At 72.8% G+C, this 20,955-nt stretch carries 16 protein-coding genes and 1 pseudogene; 10 read left to right on the top strand and 7 right to left on the bottom strand.

Annotated features, from left to right (window positions below):
* Window position 1 precedes the first annotated feature (1 nt).
* Genes AB0946_RS41030 through AB0946_RS41005 form a run of 6 tightly spaced genes read left to right on the top strand, consistent with a single transcriptional unit; the run spans window position 2 to window position 7,906 of the window.
* Window positions 2-2,521 (top strand): pyridoxal-dependent decarboxylase, encoded by a 2,520-nt coding sequence (locus tag AB0946_RS41030; RefSeq protein WP_366765842.1) that lies wholly within the window; start codon window positions 2-4, stop codon window positions 2,519-2,521.
* Window positions 2,518-4,059: a hypothetical protein gene (locus tag AB0946_RS41025; RefSeq protein ID WP_366765841.1), complete on the top strand. Its 1,542-nt coding sequence runs from the start codon at window positions 2,518-2,520 to the stop codon at window positions 4,057-4,059. The genes AB0946_RS41030 and AB0946_RS41025 overlap by 4 nt, the downstream gene beginning before the upstream one ends.
* Window positions 4,060-4,104: 45 nt before the next feature.
* Window positions 4,105-5,211 carry a hypothetical protein gene (locus AB0946_RS41020; RefSeq protein ID WP_366765840.1) on the top strand — a complete coding sequence of 369 codons (1,107 nt, stop codon included), beginning with the start codon at window positions 4,105-4,107 and terminating at the stop codon, window positions 5,209-5,211.
* On the top strand, window positions 5,208-6,230 hold the full coding sequence (locus tag AB0946_RS41015; RefSeq protein WP_366765839.1) for an ATP-binding cassette domain-containing protein: 1,023 nt from the start codon (window positions 5,208-5,210) through the stop codon (window positions 6,228-6,230). The genes AB0946_RS41020 and AB0946_RS41015 overlap by 4 nt, the downstream gene beginning before the upstream one ends.
* Complete coding sequence (locus AB0946_RS41010; protein ID WP_366765838.1) at window positions 6,227-7,066, top strand: ABC-2 family transporter protein; 840 nt, start codon at window positions 6,227-6,229, stop codon at window positions 7,064-7,066. The genes AB0946_RS41015 and AB0946_RS41010 overlap by 4 nt, the downstream gene beginning before the upstream one ends.
* A 3-nt stretch (window positions 7,067-7,069) precedes the next feature.
* Entirely contained in the window at window positions 7,070-7,906 is an 837-nt protein-coding gene (locus AB0946_RS41005; RefSeq protein ID WP_366765837.1) for an ABC-2 family transporter protein, read from the top strand.
* 67 nt (window positions 7,907-7,973) lie between these two features.
* Here the strand turns inward: AB0946_RS41005 and AB0946_RS41000 are convergent, their stop codons facing one another.
* Window positions 7,974-8,984: a helix-turn-helix domain-containing protein gene (locus tag AB0946_RS41000; protein ID WP_366765850.1), complete on the bottom strand. Its 1,011-nt coding sequence runs from the start codon at window positions 8,982-8,984 to the stop codon at window positions 7,974-7,976.
* A 170-nt stretch (window positions 8,985-9,154) separates the two neighbouring features.
* Between AB0946_RS41000 and AB0946_RS40995 the strand changes: the two genes are divergently transcribed.
* The 3 genes from AB0946_RS40995 to AB0946_RS40985 all read left to right on the top strand — a co-directional run bounded on the left by AB0946_RS40995 (window position 9,155) and on the right by AB0946_RS40985 (window position 11,642).
* On the top strand, window positions 9,155-9,730 hold the full coding sequence (locus AB0946_RS40995) for a TetR family transcriptional regulator (RefSeq protein ID WP_366765836.1): 576 nt from the start codon (window positions 9,155-9,157) through the stop codon (window positions 9,728-9,730).
* Window positions 9,731-9,860: 130 nt separating this feature from the next.
* On the top strand, window positions 9,861-10,655 hold the full coding sequence (locus AB0946_RS40990; RefSeq protein WP_366765835.1) for an oxidoreductase: 795 nt from the start codon (window positions 9,861-9,863) through the stop codon (window positions 10,653-10,655).
* A gap of 315 nt (window positions 10,656-10,970) precedes the next feature.
* Window positions 10,971-11,642, top strand: a complete 672-nt coding sequence (locus AB0946_RS40985; RefSeq protein WP_366765834.1) for a uracil-DNA glycosylase — start codon at window positions 10,971-10,973, stop codon at window positions 11,640-11,642.
* A gap of 87 nt (window positions 11,643-11,729) precedes the next feature.
* On the opposite strand, the gene AB0946_RS40980 is transcribed toward AB0946_RS40985, so the two are convergent.
* From AB0946_RS40980 to AB0946_RS40955, 6 genes are all read right to left on the bottom strand, one after another.
* Entirely contained in the window at window positions 11,730-12,467 is a 738-nt protein-coding gene (locus AB0946_RS40980) for a class I SAM-dependent methyltransferase (RefSeq protein WP_366765833.1), read from the bottom strand.
* A 296-nt stretch (window positions 12,468-12,763) separates the two neighbouring features.
* On the bottom strand, window positions 12,764-13,537 hold the full coding sequence (locus AB0946_RS40975; RefSeq protein ID WP_366765832.1) for an alpha/beta hydrolase: 774 nt from the start codon (window positions 13,535-13,537) through the stop codon (window positions 12,764-12,766).
* A gap of 321 nt (window positions 13,538-13,858) precedes the next feature.
* Window positions 13,859-16,792, bottom strand: coding sequence for a hypothetical protein (locus tag AB0946_RS40970; protein WP_366765831.1), 2,934 nt, complete (start codon window positions 16,790-16,792; stop codon window positions 13,859-13,861).
* Between the two features lie 2 nt (window positions 16,793-16,794).
* Complete coding sequence (locus AB0946_RS40965) at window positions 16,795-18,642, bottom strand: HSP90 family protein (RefSeq protein ID WP_366765830.1); 1,848 nt, start codon at window positions 18,640-18,642, stop codon at window positions 16,795-16,797.
* A gap of 52 nt (window positions 18,643-18,694) precedes the next feature.
* A complete protein-coding gene (locus tag AB0946_RS40960; RefSeq protein ID WP_366765829.1) occupies window positions 18,695-19,681 on the bottom strand; it encodes a hypothetical protein in 987 nt (328 codons plus the stop codon).
* Between the two features lie 207 nt (window positions 19,682-19,888).
* Complete coding sequence (locus AB0946_RS40955) at window positions 19,889-20,554, bottom strand: TetR/AcrR family transcriptional regulator (protein ID WP_366765828.1); 666 nt, start codon at window positions 20,552-20,554, stop codon at window positions 19,889-19,891.
* A 176-nt stretch (window positions 20,555-20,730) separates the two neighbouring features.
* Between AB0946_RS40955 and AB0946_RS40950 the strand changes: the two are divergent.
* Window positions 20,731-20,955 (top strand): annotated as a pseudogene (locus AB0946_RS40950) (NADPH:quinone reductase); the annotation flags it as partial.

The following is a 20,955-nucleotide window of genomic DNA, read 5'->3' as shown; positions in this document are numbered from 1 at the left end:
CATGCCCGACCTGCACGACGGATCGACCGAGACGGACCCCTTCCCCGAGCGCGCGCTCCCCGGGGACGCGCTGGAGACGCTGCTGGAAGCCCGGCTCGCCGAGGTCCCCGGCTGGCAGCACCCCGACGACCCGGTCCGCCTCGGCTTCGCCATGACCGCCCCGCACCGGCTCGCGCTGGACACCTTCAACCGGTTCGCGGAACGCAACCCCAACAACGTCGGCGTGCACACCCGCTTCGGCGACGGCGTCCGCGGCACCCGCCGGCTGGAGCGGGAGGCCGTGCTCGCCCTCGGCGGACTCCTGCACGCCGACGCCGTCGACGGCTATCTGACGAGCGGCGCGAACGAGGGCACCCTCGCCGGTCTCCGTATCGGCCGCAACGCACTGCGCGAGGCCGGTGCCCGGCGCGTCGTCGTCCTGGCGTCCACGCTCACCCACCACTCGGTCGCCAAGGCCGCCGAGATCCTCGACCTGGAGGTACGGCTCCGCCAGGCCGGGCCGTCCTGGCTGCTGGACGCGGAGACCGTCGACGCCGAGCTCGACGCGCTCGCCGCCGAGACCGGCCCGGACGCGCACACCGGCGTCATCGTGGTCTCCACGGCCGGCTACTACAACACCGGCCTGGTCGACCCCGTGGACAAGATCAGCGCCGTCGTCGCACGCCGCGCGGCACGGGACACGCGCCTGCGCCTCTTCCACCACGTGGACGCCGCCCACGGCGGCCTGATCCTGCCCTTCACCGACCCGGACGTGCCCTTCGACTTCCGCAACCCCGCGGTCCACTCCATGGTCCTCGACCCGCACAAGTCCGGGCTGATGCCCTACAGCTGCGGTGTGTTCCTGTGCCGCAAGGGCCTCCTGGGACACGGTGCGGTGCCCGCGCCGATGTCCGGTTTCATCGACGAGACGATCACCGGGTCCCGTTCCGGAGCCATGGCCGCCGCGCTGTGGTCCCTGGTCTTCGGTGTCGCCGCGGAGGGCTACCGCGCGCTGTTCCGCCACTGCCTGGACCTCCGGGACCGGCTGGCCGACGCGATACGCGGCGCCGACCCCGACGCGGTGCTCCTCCCCGCTCCCGCCAACACCGTCCTGGTCGCGGGCTTCTCCCGGGACGGGGGCCGGCTGCCCGGCCAACTGACCGACCGCTACCGCCTGGTGGGCAACACCCTGCCCTGGACCGCGCCCGACGGCTCCGTCCAGGACCGCCTCTTCCACCACTTCTACGCCATGCCCCACCTCACACCGGCGCACATCGACCGGTTCGCGGCGGCACTCACCGCGGCACGGCAGACGCCCCCGACGCCCCGGGTACGGCGTGCGGCTCCGGCGCCGGACGCCGTACGGCCGCCGCACGGGCGGCCCCCGGAACCGGCACCGGACGGGAGTGCTCCGGAACAGGCAACCGACGCCAGGGCGGCCGGCCGGGCCCCCGCGTCGGCCCCGGCCGTCGCCGAAGAGCTGCGCCACCTGCGGGCCAGCAGCGTCTGCCTGCGCCATCTGGTGGTCCACCCGCCGCAGCGCCGTGACCCGGACGACCACCCGCACGCGTACTCCTTCCACACCTTCCAGAACCGCGCCGGACTCGGCGAGGAGCTGACCGCCCGGCCGTGGACCGGGGGAGGCCACGAAGGGCTCCACGTCTACGCCCCGGACCTCGCGGCCCCCTTCGCCAACGAGCTGTTCGGCGTGACCGCCCCCGACCGGTACGCGCTGGAGGTCCTCGACCGCAACCAGCAGAAGCTGTCCCTCGTCGGCGCGGCCCACTTCGCCCTCTTCGGACCGGAGCCCCGCACCCCCGAGGTCCCCGTCGTCCTGGTCAACTTCCACGCCGACGGCACCTTCCGGTCCGCCGAGTACAAGTACGGCGACCGCCGGCACAACGACGAGATCCAGGTCTTCGCCGACGGCATCGTGGTGAAGGTGGGCAAGGACGCGCGCAGCGTCCACCGGGAGGGCGACGACTACTCCTTCTCCCTGGACACCTCGCTCGAGATCAGGCTGCGCCTGCTCGACGACGCGAGCGCCCCGCACATCACCCGGGTGGCCCGCCACGCGGACCCCGCCCTGCCCCGCCGCCGGCACCAGCCCAGGGGGCACTACCGCCGCTTCCCGAACCGGTTCTTCGACCTCGTCGTCGAGATACGGGCAGGCCGGCACCACCGGTCCGCCCTCACCGCAGCCGAACTCGGCCCGCACGACGCACCGTTGCTGGCACGCTCCGCGCGGCTGGGCCTGGCCCGGGTGGCGGCGTCCTTCGCCGACGGAGCGCTCGACGTGGCACTCACCGGCCTCGACGGCACCGGCACACTCGCCGTGACGGTGCCGCTCGATCTGGGGGTGCGGCTGAGCTCCCGCCTCACGGGCATCCCCGTCCACGACCCCGAGCAGCTGACCGAGGCCGAGGTCGTCGACTGGGCGGTACGCCTCCACCCCCTGGTCGCGGCCCTGCGCGCGGCGGCCGGCGAGCACGAGGGGCACCTGCGGCTGTCGGCGCCCGAGGCCGCGGCGGAGCCCTCGTGACGGCCGCCGCCCTCGTCGTCCTGTGGGGCGTCCTGCTGTGGGGAGTCCAGCTGACCGTACGAGCGGCGCTCGCCGCACGCGTCCTCGACCGGCGGCGGAACGCACCGGCGCACCCGGGCGGTCCCGTCCCGTTCGTCGTCCTGCTGGTGCCCGCCCTGCGCGAACAGGACCTCCTGGCCGAGACCGTGCGGGCGGCGGCGAGCCTGGAGCACCCGCCGGGCCTGCTGCACGTCGTGGTCATCACGACCGAGCGCGAGGAGCGCGAGAAACGGACGGCGTCCGCCGGTCTCGCCACCCTGGCCACCGCCCTCCACGAGGGCGACGCCACGGCCGCCGCCCGGCTCGCCGGCATCGTGCCCTCCGGCAGGGCCGCGGACATCACACGGCGCGCACGGCAGGCCGCCGACCCGGCGGGCACCCTGCTCGCCGAGATCGACGCGGTGCCGACCACCCGCGAGGTCGCCGCGGCGATCCTGCCGCAGATCGCCGCGGAACACTCCGGCGTCGGCCTGCACCATCTGCACTACGCCGGCGAGGGCGGCAAGAGCAGCCAGCTCGTGCACGCGGTCGAGCGGCTGCCCGACCTGCTCCCGGCGGACGCCACCGCCTCGTTCACGTACATCGGCCTCTACGACGCCGACTCACAACCGGACCGCACCACCCTGCGCCATCTGTCCGCCGTCGCACGCCGCGACGGCCGGCCGGCACCCGACCTCGTCCAGCAGCTCCCGCTCCAGCTGCGCCGCCCGCACGCCGCCCGCCACCGCCCCGCCGACGCCCTGCTGCGCGCCCACGCCCTGGCCGATCTGCGCCGCCGGGCCGGCGTCGAGGCACACCGGATCCTGTCCCGGGGCAGAATCCGGGCCGCACGGCTGCCCGCAGCCCTCGCGACCGTCCTGGAACCGGTGGTGTACGGCGTCGGCGCGGGCCTGTTCGTCCGTCACGACACCCTGGTGGCCATCGGCATGTACGAAGAACCCGTCGACGACCTCCTCATCGGCTACAAACTCTCCTCCCGGGGCGCCTCGATGGAGGTCCTGCCCGTGTTCAACCTGGTCGACCGGTACGCCTCCCCGACCGCCCTGAGCAAGGCGTACGCGGTGGTGGCACACGGCAGCCTCGCCGGATGCCGGCGGCTGCTGGGCGACCCGGCCCTGCGCGCCCACCGGCTCCGCAACGCCGCCGTCCTGGTCAAGGAGGGCCTCGACACCGCCTGGTGGTTCCTCGGACCCGCCCTTGTGCTCACCGCCCTCCTCACGCTCCTCGTCACGGGCCGGTACCCGGAACTGATCATCTGGACGGCGTCGGCCCTCACCTACACGGCGCTGAACACCGCGTGGTGCGTGCGGCGCGGCCGGCGCTGGCTCCACGCGCACCAAGGAGCCGACGCGCGGGCCGAACCACCTCACCGCGCCTCCGGCATCACCCTGGCGCCGGCGTTCCTGGCGCAGCCCCTGCTGCACTGGGCCGGACCGCTGCGCCACCTGTGCCGCGTCCTGCGCGGCAGACCGGTCGTCCTGGGCAAGACCGAACGCTGAACCCGAAGCCCCCACCACCGCACCGCCGAGGAAAGAGCCCCGACCATGACGCTGAACCCCCCCGAGATCCGCCTGTCCACCGTGATCATGGCCCATCCCCGGCGGCAGGACGCCGCGCGACGGCTGAGCGAGTCACACCCCGCTCTCGCCGCCGGCCTCGTCACCGATCCGCAGCCGCAGGGGCCGCCGTCGGCCCTGCGGACCGCCCGCCTGGCCTGGCAGGCGGTGGAGACCGGCGCCACCCACCACCTCGTCCTCCAGGACGACGCCGTCCTCCCGCCCGACTTCGCCGCCACCGTCACCGCACTGGTCGCCGAACGGCCCGCCGCCGCCGTCAGCCTGTTCAGCGAATGGGGCTCGCGGACCGCGAACGCCGTGCGCGCGGCCGCCCTCCTGGGGCACGACTGGGCGCCCGTGGTCGACGACTACCTGCCGTCCGTCGCGCTGGTGCTGCCCGCCGCCCTGGCCCGCGGCTTCGAGGAGTACGCCCGGGCCAAGGCCACGCCCGACGCCACCGACGACGTCACCCTGCTCGACTATCTGCACGGGGTGGAGAAGGTCGTGCCGGTGGCGGGCCCCGTCGACCACGCCAATCCGCCCAGCCTCGTCGGCAACGACGTCATGGGCCCGCGCAGCGCCGCCTGCCTGGCTCCCCGCACCGCACCGCCCCGCAGCGGCGCCCCCAGCACGCTGCCGACGATGACCACCGTGCCGTACTTCTGCTGGTGGGAACAGCTCGCCGTCGCCTACGTCCACGACCCGCAGAGCCCGGACGGCTGGCGCCGCGAGACGGCCGAGGAGACGCTGGCGCGCCGCGGCGTCGGACGCGACCAGGTCCTCGACGCCCTGCGAGCCGCGCTCGAGACCGTCCCGCACCGCCGGCTCGTCCACGACCGGGTCAGCGACGTCCTGCTCACCGAGGTGTGGACCACCGCGTACACACTCGGCGTCGTCACCCGGGAACTCGGCGGCACCCCCGACCCCGCCCGCGCCGCGGCCCGTACCGCCCTCGCCACGCTCGCGCCGGGCGCCCTGCGCCGCGTCGTGCCCGCACACTGGCTGTCCACCGTCGGTGAACTGCTGACCCCCCTCGTGGAGACCGCCGTCCTGCGCGGCGCGCAGGCCGGTGCGGCGGCAGGGACCGCCCGGTGAGCAGCACGGACCACGGCATCGCCGTGACCGGCGTCACCAAGACCTTCCGCGCCTGGGACACCGCCGACGCCTGGAGCATCCGCAGACCCTTCCGGCGCCGGCAGGCGCGGCGCGCGGTCGCCCTCGCCGAGGTCGACCTGCGCATCGAACGGGGTGAGTTCGTCGGACTCCTGGGCCAGAACGGCGCGGGCAAATCCACCCTGATCAAGATCATGACGGGCCTGCTGCTGCCCGAGGAGGGCAGCGTCCGGGTGTGCGGGCTCGACCCGTACGCGGACCGGGAGCGCAACGCCCACAACATGGGCGTCACCTTCGGCCAGCGCACGCAGATGTGGTGGGACCTGCCCGCCCGCGACTCCTTCGGCATCCTGCGGGACATCTACGGCCTGCCCCACACCGTGTGGCGCGACACCCTCACCCAACTCGACGACGTCCTCACGCTCTCCGCCTTCTGGGACACCCCGGTGCGCTTCCTCTCCCTGGGACAGCGGGTGCGCTGCGACCTCGCCGCGGCACTGCTGCACCGGCCCCCCGTGCTCTTCCTGGACGAGCCCACCATCGGTCTCGACGTCCTGGTCAAGGACCAGGTGCGTGAGCTGCTCACCCGGTACGCCACCAGCGGGGACCACGCCATCGTCCTCACCACACACGACATGTCCGAGGTCGAGGCGCTCTGCCGCCGCATCGTCGTCATCGACCGCGGCCGCCTCGTCCACGACGGACCGCGCGAAGCCCTCGCCGACGTCACGGACGCCGAGCACACCTACCTCGTCGAGTTCGAGACCCCGCCGCCCGCACTGCACCTCCTCACCGCCGACGTCGTCTCCGGCGAGGGCCCGACCGTCCGTGTCCGGCCACGGCCGGGCGCGGACCGGGCGCAGGTCACCGCCGAACTGCTAGCGGCGCACGCCGTCCGCTCGGTGGTGTACGAGGGCACACGGGCGGAGGACATCCTGCGCACCCTGTACAGCCGCACGGCCGAGCAGTCGCCGGCCGCGGCCCGGGGAGGCGGCGGATGAGCCTGCTCGCACGCCCCGCCGTCCCACCGGACCGGGCTCCCCGGGCCCATCGGCTGATCACCCTGGTGCCCCGCTCCGAATGGGCCTACCGCCCGCGCATCGTGGCGACCGGCTTCGTCATCGTCACGCAGGTCTTCCTGTACGTCCTGCTGTGGCGGGCGCTGTACCGGGAGAGCGGGGACACCGTCGTCGGACTCGACATGTCCCAGGCGATCACCTACTCGGTGCTGGCCACCCTGATGGGAACCGGACGGGTCGTCCTGGAGGGCGCCTCGCAGGAGACCGCACAGAGCAAGATCCGCGACGGCTCGGTGGTGTTCTGGTTCGTCCGGCCCCTCGCGGCCCGCCGGTACTGCGCATGGCGCGGACTCGGCGAGAGCCTGTACGCCACGCTCTGGCTGCTCGGCGGCCTCACCGTGGGGGTGCTCTGCTCCCTGGTCGCCCTGCCGCCGTCCTGGCCGGCCGCAGCGGTGACCGTCGTGTCGTACGCCCTCGGGCAGGTCGTCTTCCACCAGATCGGTCTGCTCGTCGATCTGACCAGCTTCTGGACGATCACCAGCTTCGGTGTCAACCGACTGGCCGCCTTCGCCCAGTTGCTGCTCTCCGGCGGCCTGATCCCCCTCTGGCTCTTCCCCGACTGGTTCCGCTCCACCGCCGGCCACCTGCCCTTCGCCGCGACGATCAACGTCCCCGTCTCGCTGTACACCGGGCGCATCCCCGTCGCGGACAGCGCGCCGTACCTCGCCGAACAGGCTCTGTGGTGCGTGCTGCTGGCCGTGCTGGGCCGCCTGATGTGGCGGCGCGCGGCCCGCCGTCTCCTCGTTCTGGGTGGGTGACCCATGACTCCTGCCGTTCCCGCCCCCGCCCCGCCGGCCTCCGTCGGCCGACTGCGGCTGGCCGCGATCATCATGCGGGCCGGTCTGCGCAGCCAGCTGGCCAACCGCGCCGACTTCGCGATGGCCGTCGCCAACGGCGTCACCTACCAGATCACGGTGCTGCTCTTCGCGGCGGTCATCTTCAGCCGCTTCCCCGCCCTGGCGGGCTGGGACCTCGGGGAGATCCTGCTGATCAGCAGCATCCGCATGATGGGCCACGGCCTGTACATGCTCTTCTTCGGCAACCTCGGGCTCGTCCCGCACCTGGTGCGCGAAGGCCGCTTCGAGGCGTTCCGCACCCGGCCCGCACCGGTGCTGCTCCAGGTCTTCACCTACGAGGCGCCGATCAACGCGGTGGGGGACCTGGTCGTCGCCGCCGCCTCGTTCGGGGTGTGCCTGTCCCTGCTGGACATGACGTGGTCCGTGGCCGCGGTGGCCTTCCTGGCCCTCGCGGTGGCCGGCGCGACCGTGCTCGAACTCGGCCTCAACCTGCACATCGCGGCGCTGGTCCTGCGGTTCCGGGGCAGCGAGTCCCTGTTCTTCTGGCTGGACAACACAGCCGGCAACTTCGGCAACTACCCGCTGGCCGTGTTCCCGACGGTCCTCCAGGCGGCGTTCACCTTCGGCGTCCCCATCGCGTTCGCCGGCTACTACCCCGCCGCCTGGCTCACCGGCCACACGGACACCGTTCCGTTCACCCCGCTTCTGGTCCACCTGTCCGCGCCGGTCGCAGCACTGGTCCTGGCGTCGGGGCTCGCCACGTGGCGACGGTGCCTGGCGTGGTACTCCCGCAACGGATGACCGGGGCTGTCCGAGGGTGCCCGCCGCCGGGCGGGCACCTGCGGCGGAAGCCCGCGTGAGGCGCCCTTCACCACCTCGCATCCGAGCCCCGGGGCACGGCGGAAGCGGTGGCCGTGAGCACGGCGGAGTTCCGCCACTCGACGGGGGAGACGCCGTAGGCGGCGCGGAACACCCGGCTGAAGTGCGAGGCGCTCGTGAACCCCCAGCGGTGGGCCACCGCGGCGATCGTGAGCTCCGCCGACCGGCGGGCCAGGTCGCTGCGGCAGCGTTCCAGTCTGCGCTTCTGTATCCACCGGCTGACGGTGACGTTCTCCAGCTCGAACAGTTTGTGCAGATAGCGGACGGAGATGTGGTGGGCCCGGGCGATGGCGTCCGGCGTCAGCTCCCGGTCCGACAGGTGCTGCTCGATGTAGGCCCGGATGCGCAGCAGCGACATCCGGGCGGCAGCCGGGGTGTCCGCGGAGGATCTGCCGAGTCGGTCCTCGGCCAGGGTCTGCACCATGTCCACGACGTTGCGGGCGATCGACTCGCCCGTCCGCTGCGGATACGTCGCGGCCGTCTCCACGAGCCGGGACAGCAACGGCGTCAGCAACGCGCCGAGCGCCGACTCGCCTCCGAGCGGCGCGGCCGTGATCCGTTGCAGGTCGGACTCGCCCAGTTCCAGGACGTGCCGTGGCAGGACGAGGGACTTGGTCTGGAACGGTCGGGGGAAGGTCAGCCGCAGCGGACGCGCCCTGTCGTAGACGAAGAGCGCCCCCGCCCCCACGTGCACGTCGCGCTCGTCCTGCTCGACCCGGGCGTCGCCCCTGCTGAGCAGCATCACGACGACGTGGTTGTCCTCGGCGCTCCCGGCGATGAGGCGTCGGGTGCGGAGGGTCTGCATGGGGTCGCCCTCCACCGTGACGCCCCGGATGCGGCCCAGCGGGGACGCCCGGACCGTGCCGGAATACACCTCTTCGGGAACGCTGATGTCAACGGCTCCGAAGGTCCGGGACAGCGCCTCCCGCCAGTACGCCCGTCGGCGGTGGGCCGGCACCGAGTCCGTGGTGTGCAGGGTGGTTGATGGTTCCGGCGACATGGACACCCCCGTCTTTCCCCATGCTCTCTGCGGCACCCATGCTGTCAGCGCGAGCGGGGTCGTGGCATCGCGTGAATCAGTGAGACCAACGGTAAGAGGACGTGGTGCCGGTGCCGGACCTGCGCACCGGCATACTGGATCGACCAATCCAGAAGGTGTACCGTGTGGCCATGGGACGCACCAGGGAGTTCGACGCCGAGCAGGCCATCGACCGCGCGATGGACCTGTTCTGGCGCCGCGGCTACGCCGACACGTCCTTGCAGGACCTCCTCAAGGAACTGGCGATAGGCAGCGGCAGCCTCTACGCGGCGTTCGGATCGAAGGAGCAGCTCTACATCAGGGCCCTGGAACGCTACTGCGCGCTCCAGGCCGGGGCTCTCGTGGAAAGCCTGGAGAACGCGACCGAGATACGGCCCGCGGTGCGCCAGGTCCTGACCGGCATGATCGAAGCGGACCTGGCCGACCCCTCCCGGGGCTGCCTCGTGGTCAATGCCGCCACCGAGCGCGGCGACGACCCCGCCACGGTGGAACGCGTCGCCGCCGCCATGCGGCACGTCGAGTCGGCCCTGGCGGGCGCGCTGGAGCGGGCGCGGGCACGGGGCGAACTTCCGGCCGACAAGAATCCCGCGGAACTGGCCCGCTTCCTGACCACCTTCGTCCAGGGACTCCGCGTGGTCGGCCAGGCCCGCCTGGGCCGGTCCTTCACGGAGGACGCCCTCGAGACGGCGATGCGCGTCCTGGACTGAGCCGACCTCCCCTCGCGCCCACCCCGCGCCCACACCCCGCACCACATCGCATCACCGCGGCGCCCAGCGCACTCGCCGCGCCGCCTCCTGCGCTGATACTTTAACAATCAATCCAGAAAAGGATGACGTCATGGAACTGCACCTGAAGGACAAAGTCGCCGTCGTCACCGGAGCGAGCAAGGGCATCGGTCTGGCCGTCGTCGAGGCGATGAGCCGCGAGGGCGTCCGCGTCGTCGCCGGGAGCCGCAACTCCACGCCGGAACTCGACGCCCTGCGCGACACCTACGGCGTCACCGTCGTCCAGGTCGACCTCTCCACCGCCGAGGGAGCCGAGACCCTGGTCCGGCGTGCCGTGGAACAGCACGACCGGATCGACATCCTCGTCAACAACCTCGGCGCCGCCGAGCCGCGCAACGGATTCCTCGAGGTCGACGACGCGGAATGGCGACGGATCTTCGATCTGACCTTCTTCAGCGCCGTGCGCACCAGCCGGGCCGCGCTGCCCCACCTCATGGCGGCCGACGGCGCGGCGATCGTCAACATCAGCTCGATCAACGCACGGCTCCCCTTCCCGATGGTCGTGGACTACTCGGCGGCCAAGGCCGCGTTGACCAGCCTCAACAAGGCCCTGTCCGAGGAGTTCGCACCGCGCGGCGTCCGCGTCAACGCGATCTCGCCCGGACCGGTCCGCACGCCCTTCTGGACGGCGCCGGGCGGCTTCGCCGATGCCACGGCGGCAGCCGCCGGCACCACGGCCCAGGAGGCGCTCGACGTGGTGGTGCCGCAGAGCATGGGCATCAGCACGGGCCGGATCACCGAACCGCACGAAGTCGCCGACCTCGTCCTCTTCCTGGCCTCACCGCTGGCGGCCAACATCACCGGCACCGAGATCCTCGTGGACGGCGGGCAGACCAAGACGCTCTGAGTGTGCACGTGAGCGCCGCGGCGGTCGGCTCATGTGCACGCGGTGCTGAACAGCGCGTATTCGAGCAGGTCGGGGGAGGCGGCGGACGGCCGGCCGTCCGCCGCCGCCTAGCGGGCGGCCGCCCGCATGAAGGTCGCGTCAACGCCCGCGGTCACGCGACGGCTTCCGGGCGCAGACCTGACCCCGCGCTCCTTCCGCCTCGCCCGACGCCGCACAGGACACGGTCGCGCACGTCACCGATACTGTGACGACCGCGCCGGACAGGGCACGCAGCGGCACACGGGCGCGGTCGCGGGCCGGTCAGAGGAGGACGTGGTGGTGCAGGTGGCGACCGTCGACACCCGCGGGTTCTGGGAGCTGCTGCGGGCGATACCGGTGCCGGACGACGCCGAGTTCCTGTACGGGCCCGATCCGGACGGCCGGCTCCGCGAACGCAACCTTCGGCGCTACCACGAGCTGATGGCCGCCTCGATGGCGGAGGGCGGCCCGCGGGTGATGATGGTGGGCGAGGCACCCGGCTACCGCGGGCACACCGTGTCGGGCGTGCCCTTCACCAGCGTGCGGCAGCTGACGGCACGGCCGGGGATCGTCACCGGCGCTCCGCAGGGAGACGGATTCGTGGTGCCCGAGCATCCTGCCGCGGACTGGGAGCAGTCCTCCGGGATCGTCTGGCGGGCGTTGGCCGCGTGGCACGGACCGCTGCCGCTGATGTGGGCGATCTACCCCCACCACCCGCACGAACCGGGCCACCCGGCGACCAACCGGGCGCCCCGGGTGACCGAGGTGGCCGCCGGCACACCGGTCGTGCTCGCACTGGCGGAGGCGTTCGGCATCACGAGGTTCGTCGCGGTGGGCCGCAAGGCGCAAGGCGCCCTGGCCCGCGCCGGCATCGACGCCACCCCCGTCCGCCACCCCGCTCAGGGCGGCGCCCGTGCGTTCACCGAGCAGCTCGCCGCGTACAACGCCACTTGCCGCGGGGCGCGTTGACCCTCACAGTCAGGGGGGAACGCGGTGAAGGGGCTGGGGTCCCCAGAAGCTTCGCGCTGGACACCGCAGGGACGCGGACGAGTCGCTTCAGCCGGATGTCGGGCGCAGGATGAGGCAGAGGAAACCGAAGGCGTCCCGGTAGACGCGCAGCCATTCGTCACGGTGGGTGGTGGCCGCCGCGAGTGCCTGGGAACTGTCCGGATCGTCGGGGTGGTCCAGGGCCCACGAGGCCAGCGCCCCCGTCCAGGCCCATTCGTAGTCGTCGAGTTCTCGGCGTGTGCTGATGTGCCCGTGGACGGGGGTCCACCCGTCGGCGATGACGCGATCCATGGTGGTCGGCAGGTCGGCGAGGTTCCCGAGCATCTCGACGGCTTCGGGGGAGGGCTCTCGTGCCCAGAATCCGTCACCGATCAGGACGCGTCCCCCGGGAGCCAGGTGTTTGCGTGCCGCCGCGAGCGTGGGAAGCAGGCCGCCGAAGGCGTGCGTGGCGCCGACGCTGAGCACCAGGTCGAACGCGTGGGAGGCGGTGAAGTCCGCGGCGTCCTCGTGGTGGAGCAGGAGGCGCTCGTGAACGCCGAGGGCGCGCGCGGTGTCACGGGCGTGCGCCAGCGAGCTCTCGGAGACATCGACGCCCTCGGCCCGCACCTGCGGATACGTGCTCAGGGCACGCACGAGCCACTCTCCGCCGCCGCAGCCGAGGTCGAGTATGCGCTCGCCGCCGCGTGGGATGCCGCGTTCCAGCAGCCGGCGTACCGAGTCGTCGTCGAGCGGGGCCGCAATCGGATGATCCGCATGGGCAAGCCGGGAGATCTGTTCACGGTTCACCGGCGGAGCCTGACACGGGGGAGAGGCGGAACGCACCTGCTTTTCGTCAACGGCCTCGGCCGCCCCGTCCACGGCGACCGGACAGGCGCCTTCAGCAGCGCGGACCAGCGGCGGTGGGAGCCGGGCGAGTGGATGACGCTGTGAGCGTACGGCGTACACGTCACGGGCGAACCACGCCCGGCCGAGCAGACGGGGGATCAAGACGGTCGTGAGAAGCGCGAGAGGACGGCGGTCGACCGTTGCCCGTCGTAGCGGCGCCCCGGCCGGAAAGCCGGGGCGCCGCTACCGCGCACGTCCTACGAGGGCGACGACGAGGCGATCGGCCGGCCGAGGTGCCGGGCGAAGAACCGGACCGCGCTGTCGGCCTCGAACCTGGGCAGTTCCTTGTGCGTGCCCGAGTTCACGTGCAAGGACTTCTCCCTCGAGGCGAAGGCGTCGAACAGCGCCAGGCCCTCCCGGCGCGAGATGTGCTCGTCGTCCCACTGCAGGTCGAACTCGACCGGGATGGTGATCAGCTTCGCCTTCTCGGCCAGCACATCGGGCCAGTGCTGACCGAAGACCGCTGCGGTGATCCTGGGCTCGGCCGCCACGAACGGTATGCCGATCGCGGTACCCATGTTGAGGCCCCAGAAGCCGACCGGTCCGTCGGTGCCGATCTCCGGCAGGCCCTGGAGGGCGTCCAGGGCCGCGTGATACTCGGGCACGGCGAGTCCGGCCAGGTGGTCGTTGTAGCGCACGACGATCGGGCCTTCCGGATCGCCCGCCGCCCGGGCCCGGAACAGCTCGGCGATCTCCGCCTCGTCGTGCGCCGTCCGCGGCCGGTCGCCGTGACCGGGCGCGTCGATGACGGCGACGTGGAAGCCGCAGCCGGTCACGAGGAGCCGGGCGCGGCCGGACATCGCCGGATGCTTCTTGTGGTTGCCTCCGCCGTGGGCCATGAGGACCAGGGGTGCGCGATCGGCTGTGCCGGAAGCGGGGGACCAGAGAACGCCGGGGACGCCGCCCACGGTGAAGTCGCGTTCGACCATGCCGTCCGACGACGACTCGGCGGTGAATCGCAGAGAGTGCACAGGATGTTGCCTTTCGGGAGTGCCTCGTGGTCGAGCGCTCCCGGCGACATCTACGTCAATCGCCGGCCGTGAGGGGGAGAGGGAGCACCCACGTCGATACAGCGTTCACGGGTCTCACCTCCTCGGGCGGTGTCACGGTCGACTGGAAACTACCAACCCGGTGATCACTCATCAACTCCTTTCCCGTCAGGCCGTCGGGTGACCGGGTCGACGCTCCGCCGGTCCGGACGGTGCCGGTGGGCGCGCCGGCGTGCGGGGTGTGCCGGCCGGGGGCCGCGGCGCCGGTGCGGTGGGTGGCGACGCGGCACCGCGACCGCCGCCTCACCCCTCGTCGCGCAGCCGGGCCGCCAGGGAGGTCAGCGGCTCGGTCTCGTCGGTGTGGCCCAGGGCGGTGAGACGGGAGAGCGCCGCGTCGAGACGGTTCAGGGCGGGGGCGGGGCGTTCCAGGTAGAGGCCCTCGACGACACCCGCGAGTCGGACGCACTCGGCCCATTCGGCGGCGTGCTCCTCGTCGGGCCCCGGTTCGCCGAGCAGGGTGAGGGCCTCGTCAAGGGCGGTCAGGGCGGTCTCGAACTCCTGGCCGTAGGCGTTGACCCGTCCGTGCTCGTAGGCCAGAGCAGGGTCCAGGGAGCGACCGCGGGCCTCGTACCCCGCGGCGCGGGCCTCGTCGGCGACTCGGCCCGCGTCGGCGAGGAAGGCGAGGGCGTCGCGCAGGCCCTCGCGACCCTGCTGCTGGGCCTGGAGGCGGGCGAGTTCGCGCAGGCAGTTGCTGAGCTGCTCGTAGCGCGGGGCCTCGGCGTGGGCGGCGAGGGCCTGGTCCGCGGCCTCGCGGGCGCGGCCGAACTCTCCGGACTCGGCGAGGAGTACGGCGGTCTCCGCGGCGATCATGGCGTGGCTCCCGGGGTCGTCGTCCCAGCCGGCCGACTCGGCCGCGAGGGCGGCGAACTCCGCCGTGGCGGCCTTGAGGTCCTCCCCCGCGTGCAGCGCGCGGGCGCGGGTCAGGCGCAGCTGGGCGACGAGCCGGTCGTCCAGCTCTCCGGCGACGACGTCCGGTTCGGCCAGGAGGGAGTCGAGCAGGGCGATGCAGTCCTCGACGCGGCCCAGATCGAGGCTGAGCCGGGCCGCGTTGCTGTAGGTGCAGAACGCCTCCGTGCGGCTGCCGTGGCGCAGTTCCAGCTCGGCGGAGCGCGTCAGGTGCCGCAGTGCCTCGTCCGGGCGGCCCAGGTGCATGGACGCCTGCGCCAGGTCTCCGTGCAGGCGGGCGGTGTCGATCGCGTCGGACGGCCAGTCGGCGGCCAGTCGCAGGCTCTCGGTCAGGTCGGCGTGCGCGGCCTGCGCGTCGCGCAGGCCGAGCTGGACCCGGCCGCGCAGTCCGAGCGTGCGGGGCACGTGCCAGGCGGGCCCGTGCTCCTTCAGCCGGCCGAGGAGGGCGTCGATCTGCTCGACCGCCGCGGGCAGATCACCGGAGAGGGCGTACGTACTGGCCCGCAGCATGAGGGCTCCGGAGACCTGTCCGGCGATGTCGTGCCGGGTGGCGAAATCGAGCAGCACGTCCGCCTCGGCGAAGACCGGCGCGACGTGCTCCTCGCTCCCCGACGTCTGCAGCCGCAGGCCGAGCGCGGTCACCCGCAGCCGCAGCAGACGGGCCTCCTGGTACGGGGCGAGACCGGGCGTCTGCTCGTGCAGACGGACCAGGGCCGCGTGGGCGTCGGTCAGCAGGGCGGCCTTCGCCTCGGCTCCGTCGGCGCCCTCCGCGGGCCTCTCGGCCGCGGTCAGCACGGCGCGTGCGCGGGTGAGCGCCGCCTGCTGCGGCGCTCCGGCCTCGTCGTACAGGCTCGCGGCCTCCTCGTACAGGGCGACGGACGCGTCGAACTCGTCCTTCTCGGCCGCCCGGCTCGCCTCGTCGGCCAGCAGGTCCGCGCGCAGCCGTACGAGCGGTCCCACGGCCGGGTCGTCGGGGTGGGCGTAGCCGGGGACGGCGACGAGCGCGCGCAGCCGTGCCCAGCAGGCCGCCGCCTCCGGATGCGCCTGCTCGTCCAACTCGCGTGCGCGAACGATGAGTTCGGGCAGCGACTCGGGAACGGCCGCGGCCGTGCGGACGGTGGGCGCGGGGGCCGGGGCGGCCGGGGCCACGTCGTCGAGGCCGCGGGCGCGCAGCGTCAGTTCCAGCGCGTCCAGCAGGGGAGCGCGGTCGAGGCGGGCCCTGCGCCGGTCGGTGTGGGCCGTGGTTCCGTTGCGGGCGTCGAAGCGGGCGGCGAGGTCGTCGGCACGGTCCCGCACCTCGGCACGCAGTCCGGCCACCGTCCAGGTGCGGCCCGCGTATCCCGCGGCGGGCAGGTCACCGTGGCCGAGGAACTCCACGCGCTGGAGGAGGACCTCCACGCCGGTGAGGAAACCGAGCAGGTCCAGCGGCGAGTCGACCTCGTCGAACAGGCTCCGGTTCTCGGCCAGGAGCTCCAGGCCGCGTGCCTCGTTGCCGGTCAGTGCGCAGAACTCCAGGTGCCGGCCGACCTCCCCGGACATCGAGGGGTTGCGGCGGCAGGCGCGGTAGCCGGCGAGGTGCAGCTCGCGGGCCCGGTCGCTGCGCCCCGTACGCAGCAGCGGAAGCAGCGCGTACGAGACGGAGCGGGCGGGCTCCTCCTGGCAGGATTCCTTCCCGGCCAGGACGGGCTCCCAGGTGCGCAGCGCCCGCTCGTCGTCGCCCGCCGCGAGGTGGTACAGGCCCCGCTCGCAGATCTCACAGGCCTCGCAGTCGCTGAGCCGGGTGCGGCTCCGTCCCGCCCACAGCTCGAAGGCCGGCTCGGTGTCCTCGCCGACGTGTGCGGCGAGCCGGTACGCCTGCCCGTAGTAGGGCTGGAGCCCGAGACCGGCCTTCTCGTACCGGTCACGCATCTCCGTCAGCCACTGGCGCAGACTGGCCAGCGGTATCTCGGGCAGGGCGACCAGGGCGTTGGCCACCCACTTGAACCGCCAGAACAGCATGTGGCGCAGCCGCTCGTCGAACACGTCGGGCTGCTCGTCGAAGAGGGTGAGCAGACGGGCGAAGACGACGGGTGACTTGCGGGGTTCGGATCCGTAGGTGTACGCCTCCTGCAGTTCCAGGAGCGCGTGGACGAGCGGGACGGGCTCCGCGAACTGCTCGGCGACGTCGACCAGTTCCTCGGCCGTGACGGTGCGGGTACGGCCGTAGGGGCGCCGGTCGTTCTCCTGGAGCGCCCGGTACAGCTCGTCGGTGGTCTGGGGTGCGGTCGGCATCGTCAGCTGTCCTTGCGGAGGGCGTGGGCGAGGAGGTCGAGGAAGGAGCGGTTGATCAGGCTCGACTCGGCGGGCCTGAGCGGGCGCCGGGACAGCATCGCGGCCTGCCCGTAGAGGGCTTCGGCGCTGGTGCGGGCCAGTTCGGGTTCGTCGATGGTGACGGCGGTGCGGACCAGTGGATTGAGCTGGTTGAGGATCAGCTGGGCCCGCGGGGCCTCCTGCCTCAGGTGACCGAGGATGTCGCCCCACACCCCGCCCTGCTGCTCGCGGGCGAGCTGGGAACGGGTGCGCTCGTGCCGGGCCTCGCGGCTGTCGAGGAGGAGGGCGGGGGCGGACGCGGGCTGGAAGGTGCGCAGGGCGACGTCGCAGTCGAAGACGGCGAGGGCGTCGCGGGCCTGGGCGAGGTAGGCCGAGGCGGCCAGCTCCGTCTCCCGGTCGACGGGGTCGAGGTGAGCGGTGAGCGTGGCCGGGTCGAGGTCGGCGACACTGACCTCCGCTCTGATCTCCGGCAGCCGGTGGACCAGTTCACGGTCGTAGGTGTAGCCGCCGTTGACGACGCCGAGCCCGGCGGCCGAGGCGATCGCCGCCACCTGCCGGAACTCCTCCACGCTGGAGGTCACGAGCACGGTGCGGTGGGTGCGCGCGAACTCGTCGAGGGTGGTGTGCCCGTCGGTGGTCTCGAACGGCAGCCAGGGCAGCAGCATCCGCAGGATCTCGTCATCGTGCACGGCGAGCGACTTCACGGCCAGGTGGTGGGCCTGGAGGAAGCGGTGCAGCAGGTCCGGGTCGCTGGCGGCGGCCCGGGCGATCCAGGCCCGCAGCCGCTCGGCGAGGGCGTCGCGGACCGCGGCGAGGGTGTCGTCCTCGTACAGGGACTCGCGGGACGCCGTCGGGCGCAGGCTCTCGGCGTCGACGACGCAGCGGACGAAGAACGCCCACTCGGGCAGGATCTCCTCGGCCTGCTCGGACAGCAGCATGCCCTTGACGTGCACGCGGTGGCCGTGGCGGCGTCCGGCCGGCACGGCCTCGGGCAGCACGCACGCGATGCCCTTCAGGCCCACGGCCGGCAGGTCCAGCTCGATGGTGTCCAGCGGCGTGAACCCGAAGACGTCCGCTCCGTACGCGGCCAGCGCGCGGGAGCGTGCTCCCGGCGTGGGGTACGTACGCGCCCAGGGTGCGGGCTCGGGGTTGACGGATGCGCCCGGGCCGCCCGTCCCGTCGTCGAAGGTCACCGGGTGGCGCAGCAGGGAGCCGAAGTGCCGGGCCAGCGCGTGCACCTGGGCCGGGCGGGTCCACTCGGCCGCGTCCGCGCGCGGGGTCAGGGTCACGGTGGTGCCGGGCCGGGGGCGGGCGGAGGCGGGCAGGGTGCGGACGGTGTAGCTGCCGTCGCCGCGTCCCCGCCATTCCACAGCGGGTGCGTCGGGCGTGCGGGCGGAACGGCTGAGGACGTGGATCTCGTCCGCGACCAGGAAGCAGGAGAGCAGGCCGATGCCGAACTGGCCGATGAAGTCCGCGCGTTGCTCGGCGATCCGCTCCGCGCGCTTGCTGCTGCGGCCGATCGTGGCCAGGAAGGTGTGCACGTCGGCCTCGGTGAGACCGACCCCGTCGTCCTCGACGCGCACCACCGAACCGTCGGCGTACAGGCGGATACCGAAGGCGTCGGCGGGGGCGGCCGGTTCGAGGCTGTGCCGCGCGGTCAGCGCGTCCACCGCGTTCTGCAGCAGTTCGCGAAGGTAGACGCGGGGGCTGGAGTAGAGGTGGTGGGAGAGGAGATCGACGAGGCCGCGCAGATCCACCTGGAAGGTGCGGTCGGAGCCGGCCGGGCTGAGGGGGGTGTCGGGCAGAGTCATCGGGCAGTCCGGGGTGGGAGATGATCGAGGAGTGACGGGAGGCGTGGCCGGTTCAGGCGTTGCGCCGGGCGCGGGCGTACATCTGTTCCGGCTTCGCCATGTACTTCCAGGGCCACTCGGTGTAGGCGCCCCGGAGTTCCCGGAAGACGCGCGGCAGCGCGAGGCGCTCGGAGGCCAGGGACAAGGCCATCGCGAAGATGTTGAAGTCCTCCTGCCAGCCCGGCTGACGCACGTAGGAGGGGTGGAGGATGCTGTGCTCGGCCGCCTCCAGCAACTCGTCCTGGATCGCGGGCTTGATGAGGCAGTTCTTGCTGTCCGACTCGACCCAGTCCTCGATGTGCGCCATGGCGATCACACAGCCGAGGCGATGACCCTCGGGCGCCCCGGCGAACGCCTTACGGGCGAACGCCAGGGCCTCGCCGGGCTCGCCGCCCCAACGCGGCTGCAGATGCGACACCCACTCGATGTGGGTCTCCAGGTCCAGCGGGTCGCGGCGCAGGGCGGCGTCGAGCCGGGTCTCGTTGACGGCCGGGCCGAGCGACATGCCGCGCCCGGAGGTGAGCAGGCGGCGCCAGGGCGTGAGCCATTCCGGCCGCAACTCAGCGGCCTCCAGCAGTTGTTCCTCGGCGATGTCCAGCCGCTCGTGGAAGACCCGCCACTGCTCCTGCGTGACGTCGACGGCACGGGCGGAGGTACGCGCCTCCCAGCCCCAGACGATGTGGCGCGCCCCGGATATCAGCAGGGCCGTCGCCCGGTGCTCCTTGTCCTCCTCGACGGCCCGGCCGATCCACTCCTGGACACCGTCCAGCTCGGCCAGCTCGCCCAGGACCTGGTGGTCGCGGCCGAGGTCGAAGGGAGCCGACGCCGCCTTGACCCCCTCCCAGTCGCCCGCCTCCGCCGCCTCCACCAGGGCCAGCACCCGCGTGTCTCCGAGCGCGCGCAGCGTGTACATCCCGCGCTTCCGCCTGCGCGGGGCGGGAAGGGCGTACGGATCCGCCGCCGGTCTCTGCCTGCCCCCGCCCAACAGCTTGCCGAGCATGCCGCGCCCTCCCCAGGTTTCCGCGTGATCGTCTGGCGCAGCATAATCGGCCCCACCGACATCGCTTCCACAGGGTTTTCACCGTCGGTCCACGGCTTCGGTCCCGCCCTCGCGTCCCGTTCCCGGCCCGCCCGTGCCTCCACGGCCGACGACGGGGCGGGCGAGTTGTCCCCGCGACCGCAGCGGCCCTGGCGTCCGGGAGGGGCGTCACTGGCTGAGATGGTGCAGTTCGTTGTCGTAGAGCTCGGCAGGGTCGAGGTCCATGCCGGTGAAGTGGCCTGCCAGTTCCAGGGAGAGGATGCCGTGCAGGCGGGTCCAGAAGTGCAGGGCGCGGCGTAGGGCGGCGGGCTGCGCGGGGTGGCCGGCGGCCCATTGCCGGTGCTGGGCGAGGTGGGTCTCCAGACGGGCGTCGGGGTGGCCGTCGTCCGGGCCGGGCGCGGAACCGCCGGTGGGCTGGGCGGCGTTGAGGAGGGCTTCCATGATCTCGGAGGCGATCGCCGTGATGTCCTCGGGTGCCTGGTAGCCGGGGACCGGTGTGCCGTAGATGAGGAAGTAGCGCTGGGGGTCGTCCAGTGCCCAGGTGCGCAGCGTGTGCCCGAGTCCGGCCAGATCGGTGCCTGACGCGGCGGCGGTGCGGATGGTGTCGGCGAGGCTGCGGTAGGCGTCCCGGATCAGTTCGGTGATCAGGTCGTCCCGGCTGGCGAAGTACCGGTAGAGCGCGGGGCCGCTCATGCCCATCTGCTTGGCGATGGCGTTCAGGGAGAGCCCCGGCGCCCCGGCGGCGGCGATCTGCTCCCAGGCGCGCTCCTTGACCTCGGCCCTGACCTGGGCGCGGTAGCGCTCGCGGGGGGTCTCCTTGCCGGCGACTGCCATCTGCTGTCCTTCCCTCTTGGATAACGGGCCGCCCGGCGGCCGGGCGTGCCGGTCGACGCACGCTGTGGGTTAGAGCCTATTACGGAAGTTCTTGACCATCGCTCACGCAGTCAGTTATAACTTCTAACGGAAGCGCCAGTCACTAACGGTGCTGGCCGAGGTCGATGGAGGTCGCCATGAACGCCGCGGAGATGATCGAGGTCGTGCTGCCGGGCAAGGTCGAACCGGAGGGGCTCCAGGTGCGCCGGGCAGCCGTGCCGGTGGCCGGCCCGGGTCAGGTCGTCGTCCGGATGGAGGCGACCGGGGTCTCCTTCGCCGAGCAGCAGATGCGCCGCGGCCGCTACTACGACCAGCCGCCCTTCCCGTTCGTCCCCGGCTACGACCTGGTCGGCACGGTGGCA

The sequence above is a fragment of the Streptomyces sp. NPDC046870 genome, from assembly GCF_040704595.1.
Lineage (GTDB): Bacteria > Actinomycetota > Actinomycetes > Streptomycetales > Streptomycetaceae > Streptomyces > Streptomyces argyrophylli.
The sequence above is the reverse complement of the archived record's forward strand: the minus strand, read 5'-3'. Positions and strand labels throughout refer to the sequence as shown.

Excerpts from the sequence above, each read along its gene's own strand:
- AB0946_RS40965 (WP_366765830.1), bottom strand. The coding sequence starts at position 18,642 with ATGACTCTGCCCGACACCCCCCTCAGCCCGGCCGGCTCCGACCGCACC.
- AB0946_RS40960 (WP_366765829.1), bottom strand. The coding sequence starts at position 19,681 with ATGCTCGGCAAGCTGTTGGGCGGGGGCAGGCAGAGACCGGCGGCGGAT.
- AB0946_RS40990 (WP_366765835.1), top strand. The coding sequence starts at position 9,861 with ATGGAACTGCACCTGAAGGACAAAGTCGCCGTCGTCACCGGAGCGAGC.
- AB0946_RS41030 (WP_366765842.1), top strand. The coding sequence starts at position 2 with ATGCCCGACCTGCACGACGGATCGACCGAGACGGACCCCTTCCCCGAG.
- AB0946_RS40970 (WP_366765831.1), bottom strand. The coding sequence starts at position 16,792 with ATGCCGACCGCACCCCAGACCACCGACGAGCTGTACCGGGCGCTCCAG.
- AB0946_RS41010 (WP_366765838.1), top strand. The coding sequence starts at position 6,227 with ATGAGCCTGCTCGCACGCCCCGCCGTCCCACCGGACCGGGCTCCCCGG.
- AB0946_RS40955 (WP_366765828.1), bottom strand. The coding sequence starts at position 20,554 with ATGGCAGTCGCCGGCAAGGAGACCCCCCGCGAGCGCTACCGCGCCCAG.
- AB0946_RS40995 (WP_366765836.1), top strand. The coding sequence starts at position 9,155 with ATGGGACGCACCAGGGAGTTCGACGCCGAGCAGGCCATCGACCGCGCG.
- AB0946_RS41000 (WP_366765850.1), bottom strand. The coding sequence starts at position 8,984 with ATGTCGCCGGAACCATCAACCACCCTGCACACCACGGACTCGGTGCCG.
- AB0946_RS41005 (WP_366765837.1), top strand. The coding sequence starts at position 7,070 with ATGACTCCTGCCGTTCCCGCCCCCGCCCCGCCGGCCTCCGTCGGCCGA.
- AB0946_RS41020 (WP_366765840.1), top strand. The coding sequence starts at position 4,105 with ATGACGCTGAACCCCCCCGAGATCCGCCTGTCCACCGTGATCATGGCC.